7 protein-coding genes are annotated in these 8,283 nt (G+C 39.0%); all 7 read left to right on the forward strand.

Translation table 11 applies throughout. The features are described from left to right. Window positions 1-12 precede the first annotated feature (12 nt). The 7 genes from HMPREF2979_RS07940 (at window position 13) to HMPREF2979_RS07970 (ending at window position 8,185) form a co-directional block, all read left to right on the forward strand. A complete protein-coding gene (locus HMPREF2979_RS07940; protein ID WP_070656064.1) occupies window positions 13-2,499 on the forward strand; it encodes a bifunctional DnaQ family exonuclease/ATP-dependent helicase in 2,487 nt (828 codons plus the stop codon). Between the two features lie 157 nt (window positions 2,500-2,656). Next, on the forward strand, window positions 2,657-3,139 hold the full coding sequence (locus HMPREF2979_RS07945) for a cell wall elongation regulator TseB-like domain-containing protein (RefSeq protein WP_004182029.1): 483 nt from the start codon (window positions 2,657-2,659) through the stop codon (window positions 3,137-3,139). 4 nt (window positions 3,140-3,143) lie between these two features. Then, complete coding sequence (locus tag HMPREF2979_RS07950) at window positions 3,144-4,325, forward strand: pyridoxal phosphate-dependent aminotransferase (RefSeq protein WP_013990479.1); 1,182 nt, start codon at window positions 3,144-3,146, stop codon at window positions 4,323-4,325. Window positions 4,326-4,361: 36 nt separating this feature from the next. After that, complete coding sequence (gene asnS, locus HMPREF2979_RS07955) at window positions 4,362-5,708, forward strand: asparagine--tRNA ligase (RefSeq protein WP_002891115.1); 1,347 nt, start codon at window positions 4,362-4,364, stop codon at window positions 5,706-5,708. 26 nt (window positions 5,709-5,734) lie between these two features. After that, window positions 5,735-6,142 (forward strand): hypothetical protein, encoded by a 408-nt coding sequence (locus HMPREF2979_RS07960; RefSeq protein ID WP_070656066.1) that lies wholly within the window; start codon window positions 5,735-5,737, stop codon window positions 6,140-6,142. Between the two features lie 109 nt (window positions 6,143-6,251). Continuing rightward, a complete protein-coding gene (locus HMPREF2979_RS07965; RefSeq protein WP_070656068.1) occupies window positions 6,252-7,451 on the forward strand; it encodes an MFS transporter in 1,200 nt (399 codons plus the stop codon). A gap of 353 nt (window positions 7,452-7,804) precedes the next feature. Continuing rightward, window positions 7,805-8,185 (forward strand): RidA family protein, encoded by a 381-nt coding sequence (locus tag HMPREF2979_RS07970; RefSeq protein WP_002891112.1) that lies wholly within the window; start codon window positions 7,805-7,807, stop codon window positions 8,183-8,185. The last annotated feature ends 98 nt before the right edge of the window (window positions 8,186-8,283 follow it).

The raw sequence follows: 8,283 nt of genomic DNA on the forward strand, positions 1-8,283 counted from the left end.
AATAAGGTCACTATGAGTGAAAAAAACACGAATAAATATGCCATTGTTGACTTGGAAGCAACCTCCGCTTCGTCAACGGCTAGTATTATACAGGTGGGAATTGTCATCATGCAAAATGGTCAGGTGATTGACGAATTTGCGAGCGATGTCAACCCACACCAAGAACTCGATGATCACATTATTCATTTAACAGGGATTACCGATCAGCAGTTAGCTCAAGCCCCAGATTTCTCAGAAATTGCTAGAACCATTTATGAACTGATTGAGGACTGTATTTTTGTTGCCCATAATGTTAAATTTGATGCCAATTTGCTTGCAGAGGCTCTTTTCATGGAGGGCTTCGAACTAAGGACTCCTCGTGTGGATACTGTCGAATTGGCTCAAGTCTTTTATCCGACGTTAGAACAATATAAGCTATCTCATTTATCCAAGGTTCTTAATCTTGACCTAGCTCAGGCCCATACCGCTATTGAAGATGCGAGAGCGACCGGACAGCTTTTGTTTCATTTGATGGATAAGATTGCTAGCTTACCTAGACAGACAATTGAGATGCTTTTGACCTTTTCAGATAATCTTCTTTTTGAAACTGAGTTGGTTATTCGTGATGCTATAAGAGGTCAAAATTTAGGTCTATCAAAAGAATATGTCATGCTTGAAGAATCTGGAATTGTTCTTCGTAGACCTTTGACTTATAAGTCTGAACGAAAACTATCTCAAGATTTTGATACCAATATTGCACTCTTAGATTTGGAATCAAGGCCTAAACAAAGAGAGTTTGCTGAGGCAGTAAGAAGAGAGCTTGATAATACTGATATTTCCATGATTCAGGCTCAGACTGGAATCGGGAAAACTTATGGCTATTTGCTTCCTTTGTTGGCACAGTCTGATGTAGATAAAGTGGTGGTTGCTGTTCCGACCAAGCTCCTTCAAAATCAGATTATGAATCAGGAAGCTAAAGCATTGTCGGATGTCTTTAATATTAACTTTCATAGTCTCAAAGGACCCCAGAATTATATCAAGTTAGATGCCTTCTACCAAAGCTTACTTCGTCAGGATAGTAACCGTTTGGTTAATCGTTATAAAATGCAACTCTTGGTTTGGTTGACTGAAACAGAGACAGGGGATCTTGACGAAATCAGACAAAAGCAGCGCTATATGGCTTATTTCGATGAGATTAAGCACGATGGTAAGTTAAAGGTGGACAGTCTTTTTGCTGAATATGATTTTTGGCAACAGTCCTACCAAAAAGCTCAGGAAGCTAGGGTAGTTGTAACCAACCATGCTTATCTGTTGACGCGTATGGAAGATGATCATGATTTTGTTCGAGGAAAGACTCTTGTGATTGATGAGGGGCAAAAGATGGTTCTGGCTTTGGAACAATTTTCACGTCATCAAGTCAATCTTACGGTCCTTTTGCAACATATTCATCGAATTCTTGATAGTGGTAGTCAAACCTTACTTCAACAACGCTTGCTCGAAAATTTGCAGTTTGAAGTTAGCCATCTAATCCAAGAACATCAACAATTTCCTCAGAAGCAGTATAATCGCCAGCAATTAGATCGTTTGCTACAAACCATTTCTGAACTGGAAGGTGAAAGTGATTTGATGGAGATGTTGTCTCCGCTGAAGACACCCCTTTACAGCCATTTTTGGCTTGAAACAGACTATTATCAGGAACATCGTGTGACTTATTTAAAGGCGTCACGCCAAGAGCTCTTAGAGCTTTCTGCTTATCTACCAAGTGCTCAAAAAGTGATAATTGTTTCAGCAACTATTGATGTGGGACCTGATGTAGATGTGGCTGATTTGTTGGGCTTAGATCAAGTACGCAAGGTTAGCCTCCCAATGGATACTTTACCCAATCAAGCTATTTGGATTGATCAAAGCATGCCTATGATTGGTATTGCTTCTGAGGAAGAGTATGAAGTTGCTCTTGCAAAGCGTCTCCAGAAGCTATCTGAAATGGAATACCCAATTTTAGTACTATTTACATCTCGAAAGAGTATGATGATTGTTTCAGATTTATTGGATCATAGGGAAGTTCGTCACCTAACTCAAGAGAAAAATGGGACTGCTTTTAATGTCAAAAAACGTTTTGATAGAGGTGAGACCAATCTCCTTCTGGGTATGGGGTCATTCTGGGAAGGTGTTGACTTTGCCCAACAAGATAGGGTAATCGAGGTTATTGCACGTCTGCCGTTTGACAATCCTAAGGATCCATTCTATCAAAAGATTGAATCTTGGTTTTCTAAGCAAGGAAAGAGCACCTTTGATAGTTACAGTCTTCCCATGACGGTTTTACGTTTTAAACAAGCTATTGGACGTGCTCAAAGACGTCCAGAACAGCGCTCGGCTATTCTTCTTATGGATAATCGCCCGCTCGTTAAGAGTTATGGAAAACTATTTCTAAAAGAAGTGACACAAGAAGTTGCGCTTAAGCCCGCTAAGTTCGAGGAAGTCAAAGAGGATATTCAGGATTTCTTGGGAAAAGAAAGCTAACTTTTTAAAACTAACCTTTTCTAAGATTAATCAGGTTTTATAAATTTTACTGACTTATAAAAAAGATAGACTTAATTGCTCAATACTAGCTATATTGCTATGTAAAGATTTATCATTTTCTGATATAATAAATTCAGAAACTTTTTTAGGAGGCATTATGCGTAAACAACGTTCACCCTGGACCAAAAAGCAACAGTTCATTTTTGGAATAATTGTAATCGTTGTGACCTTAATTGCCTCTTTGACTGCTATTCTTATTGTAGCGACTAAGCCTTACGTAGACGCTGAAAAGAAGGTTATTGCCATAGCAGAGAGCAAAGCAGATATTAAGACTGTTACTGAATTTGATATCTACCATGGTGAGGCTACCTATTACGGACTTCTTGGAAAGTCTGGTCAAGGTGAGAAACTGGCTGTTATCGTGAGTCATGATTCAGGTGAGGTTGATATCTACAAGCAATCGGATGGTATTAGTAAGTCAGTGGCTAAGAAAGCTGCTAAAGCCTATGGTGCTAAGGATATATCCTATGTCCACCTAGGAAAGTATGGCAAAACTCCTATTTGGGAAGTGAAGTCAGGAACCCAGTATTATCTGGTTGATTTTATCTCAGGTCAGGTTATTAAAGTGGAAGGACTATAATGAAATGACAAAATTATCAAATCGTGTATTACAAATGGAAGAAAGTGTTACTTTAGCTGCCAGTGCGCGTGCTAAAGCTCTTAAAGCTCAAGGACGTGATATCTTGAGTTTGACACTTGGTGAACCAGATTTTGTAACACCTAAGAACATTCAAGATGCTGCCATTGCCTCTATTGAAAATGGTAAAGCAAGTTTTTATACCGTGGCTTCTGGACTTCCAGAACTTAAGGATGCGATTAGCACTTACATGGAAAACTTCTATGGCTATGCTGTAAAACCAAATGAGGTTGTTGTCGGCACTGGTGCGAAGTTTATCTTATATGCTTTCTTTGCTACGGTTATCAATCCTGGTGATGAAGTCATTATTCCAACACCTTGCTGGGTTTCTTATGTAGACCAAGTTAAAATGGTTGAAGGTGTTCCGGTCACTTTCCAAACGACTGAAGCTAATCACTTTAAAGCAACGGTTGAACAACTTGAAGCAGCCCGTACTGAAAAAACTAAAGTTGTCTTGCTTAATTCTCCATCAAATCCAACAGGAATGATTTATAGTAAGGAAGAATTGCAAGCAATCGGTGACTGGGCGGTTGAGCACGATATCTTGATTTTAGCAGATGATATCTATGGCCGTTTGGTCTATAATGGCAACACCTTTACTCCAATTTCAAGTCTTTCAGATGCCATTCGTAAGCAAACAATCGTGATTAATGGTGTTTCCAAGACCTATGCTATGACAGGTTGGCGTGTTGGTTTTGCTGTTGGAGATCCAGAAATTATTTCAGGTATGGCTAAGATTATCAGTCAAACGACATCAAATCTTACAGCAGTTTCTCAATATGCTGCTATTGAAGCCTTAACAGGTGATCAGTCTTCTATCGAAGAAATGCGTCAGGCCTTTGAGGAACGTTTGAATACGATTTATCCACTCCTAGCTGAAGTGCCTGGTTTTGAAGTCATCAAACCTCAAGGTGCCTTTTACCTCTTTCCTAATGTTAAAAAAGCGATGGAAATCAAAGGCTACACAAATGTTAATGATTTTACAAACGCTATTCTTGAGGAGGCTGAAGTCGCTTTGGTAACAGGTGCAGGATTCGGCGCACCTGAAAATATTCGTCTTAGCTATGCAACAGACTTGGATACTTTGAAAGAAGCAGTCCGCCGAATCAAAGCCTTTATGGAAAAATAGAATTAATATAGATCAAAAGAAAAGAGAAGTAATTACATGTCTAAACAATTAGTTTCAATTATTGATGTACCTAAACACGTGGGCGAAGAAATCACTATCGGTGCATGGGTAGCTAACAAATCAGGTAAAGGGAAATTGGCCTTTCTTCAATTGCGTGATGGAACTGCTTTCTTCCAAGCGGTAGCTTTCAAACCTAACTTCATCGAGAAATACGGTGAAGAAGAAGGTACTGAAAAATTTGATACTGTTAAACGCCTTAGCCAAGAAACATCAGTTTATGTGACTGGTGTGGTCAAAGAAGATGAACGTTCAAAATTTGGTTACGAGTTGGATGTGACAGCAGTAGAAGTTATCGGTGAATCACATGATTACCCAATCACACCAAAAGAACACGGAACTGACTTCTTGATGGATAATCGTCACCTTTGGTTGCGTTCACGTAAACAAATGGCTGTCCAACAAATTCGTAATGCGATTATTTACGCAACTTACGAATTCTTTGATAAAAATGGTTTCATCAAATTTGATAGTCCAATTTTGTCAGGAAATGCAGCTGAAGATTCAACGGAATTGTTTGAAACGGATTACTTTGGTACACCTGCTTACCTAAGCCAATCTGGTCAGCTTTACCTTGAAGCTGGTGCTATGGCTCTTGGTCGTGTATTTGACTTTGGTCCTGTTTTCCGTGCCGAAAAATCTAAAACACGCCGTCACTTGACTGAGTTCTGGATGATGGATGCTGAGTATTCATTCTTGTCACATGATGAGTCACTTGATTTGCAAGAAGCTTATGTTAAGGCTCTTATTCAAGGTGTTATTGATCGTGCGCCACAAGCTCTTGAAATCCTTGAACGTGATGTAGATCTTCTTAAAAAATACATTGCTGAGCCATTCAAGCGCGTGTCTTATGATGAAGCTATCGACCTTCTTCAAGCGCATGAAAATGATGAAGATACTGATTACGAGCACCTCGAACATGGGGATGACTTCGGTTCACCACACGAAACTTGGATTTCTAACTATTTTGGTGTTCCAACATTCGTTGTTAATTATCCAGCAAGCTTCAAGGCCTTCTACATGAAACCAGTTCCTGGTAATCCTGAGCGCGTTCTTTGTGCAGACCTTTTGGCTCCAGAAGGTTATGGTGAAATCATCGGTGGTTCAATGCGTGAAGATGACTACGATGCTCTTGTAGCTAAAATGGATGAACTCGGAATGGACCGTTCAGAATACGAATTCTACCTTGACCTTCGTAAATATGGTTCAGTACCACACGGTGGTTTTGGTATCGGTATTGAACGTATGGTTACTTTCGTAGCTGGAACAAAACACATCCGTGAAGCTATTCCATTCCCACGTATGTTGCACCGTATTAAACCATAAGTAAAATTCTTTAGGAGTGCAAAAGTATGAAAAGATGGTTACTTGGTCTTTTGGCCTTACTTTGTATGGTTTCAATGGTAGCTTGCAGCAAGTCTGCTCCCTCACTAGAGGGTGAATGGCATGCACAAGATGCCTTAAAGAAGGATTATACGATTTTCTTCAAGAAAGATAAGGTCAAGATTGGTGAGCAGGATTATAACTATACAGTGGATGGTCCCAAGTCTAAAGATGACTTTACCTATTATTCGCTTAAAGTAAAAGATCAGGGAAAGGAAACGTCTTATACAGTATTTTTCCCAACTAAATCCAAAGAGATTGCTCTCTTTTTAGAACCAAATAATGAGAAAGAGCCCCTTAAGGGTCAAATGCTCTTTGCACTTAATAAAAAAGACAAACCAGACTATTATAGCTATGTCAAAAAGTATCTGAAATAAAAACGCCAACTGGCGTTTTTATTTTAAATTAAGGAGGTGAGGAAAATGTAGGCAACTCTAAGTAAGTCTTTTAGAAACAATCAAATTACATATTGAAAGTGAGAAAACGATGTTTAAAAGAACTTACAAAAGCAATATTCCACTTCTAGCAGGACTGGAATTCACATCTTATTTTGGAATCACCAGTTTTTGGATTTTATTTTTCATTCAGAATGGTCTTTCCTTACTTCAAATCGGTTTACTAGAAAGTATCTTTCATGGGACAAGTCTCTTGTGTGAGATTCCATCAGGTATGTTGGCCGATCGGTTTAGCTACAAGACCAATCTCTATTTGGCTCGCTTGGCCAGTATTGGATCCTCTGTCTTGATCTTACTTGGTCAGGGAAATTTTTGGATCTATGCGATTGCCATGATGGTCAATGCTTGGTCTTACAATTTTGACTCGGGGACCAGTACGGCTTTCTTATATGATTCAGCAGTTGAAGCAGGTCAAAAGGACCGCTATCTTCAGATTTCTAGCTTTTTGTCTGGTGTGGCAGAAGTCACCCGAACTCTAGGTACAGTTGTTGCTGGTTTCTTTGTTCACGGAGCCTTGGCCTGGACCTATCATATTGCGATTGGCCTTTCATTAGTTTCCATTCTCTTGATTTTTCTGATGAAGGAGCCAGAAACTAAGAGTGATGAAAGAGATTGCTTAACCTTAAAACGGATATTGGTGGTGGTGAAACAAGAATGGCAGGAGAAACCGGTCTTATTTTACTGGATGCTCACCTATCAACTGCTAGGAACCATCATGTGTTTGTTTTATTTTTACTACCAACAGAAAATCAGTGACCTATCCAGTTGGCAAGTATCGCTCAGCATGCTTGTTGGTAGTCTCTTAAATCTTCTAGCTGTTTATCTAGCTAGTCAAATCGGGAAAAAATGGAATAGCAATCAAGTCTTTCCAATTCTGGTTGCGCTGACAGGGTTGGCCTTGCTGTTGGTATGGTTGAGAACTCCATTCGCCTATCTAAGTGTTTATCTCTTGACCAATGCACTTTATGCGGTTTATCAACCCATTTACTACAATGATTTACAAGGCTATTTACCATCCAGTGTACGGGCAACCATGCTGAGCATCAATTCGATGATGTTTAGTCTATCCATGATTGTCATCTTCCCACTGACGGGTTGGTTCATCGATAGTTATGGATTTGTAGTAGTCTTTATCATTCTGGGCCTTGTAACGCTATTCTCTTTCCCTCTCTTACTGATTGGATTGTGGAAAATGGGCAAGATAATAAATACAGGGACAAAGATGGATTAATATTCCAGACTTTTATTAGTCTACATAAGTTTACATTGGATAATAGCATCTTGCTTAACAAAATCCGAACGAACTCTCTCTGCTGTGCAGGGAGAGTTTTATCATCTTTAAAAATTGTGGTAAAGTAGGCACATCCTTTACAATAAGAATCGAGTCGTGTGAAATCTTTAGGCCAAATGCTCTTTGCACTTAATAAAAAAGAAAAACCAGACTACTATAGCTATGTTAAAAAGTATCTGAAATAGTAGGAGAAGGATTAGCCTAGCGCTGATTCTTTTCTTTTGGGAATTATATGTTTCAATTTTCAGAATATTTTGTTATAATAGCAACATATTAGTCAAAGGAGAACTATCATGGCAAAAACTATTCATACTGATAAAGCACCAGCAGCAATCGGACCTTATGTCCAAGGTAAAATTGTAGGCAACCTTTTGTTTGCTTCTGGTCAAGTGCCATTGTCACCAGAAACAGGTGAAATCATTGGTGAAACAATTCAAGAACAAACAGAACAAGTTCTTAAAAATGTTGGTGCTATTTTGGCAGAAGCAGGTACAGACTTTGATCACGTTGTCAAAACAACTTGCTTCCTAAGTGACATTAACGATTTCGTTCCATTTAACGAAGTGTATGCAACTGCCTTTACATCTGATTTCCCAGCACGTTCTGCGGTAGAAGTGGCACGCTTGCCAAAAGATGTTAAAATCGAAATCGAAGTTATTGCTGAGATTGATTAATGAAGAGAGCCTTGGCTCTTTTCTTTTTTTGTTAACTGTGATAGACTATTAAAGATAAATCATTTTCGATGTTTGGGAGACACCATCGCTAAAAAAAA

Source organism: Streptococcus sp. HMSC078H12 (assembly GCF_001814615.1).
GTDB classification, from domain to species: domain Bacteria; phylum Bacillota; class Bacilli; order Lactobacillales; family Streptococcaceae; genus Streptococcus; species Streptococcus salivarius_F.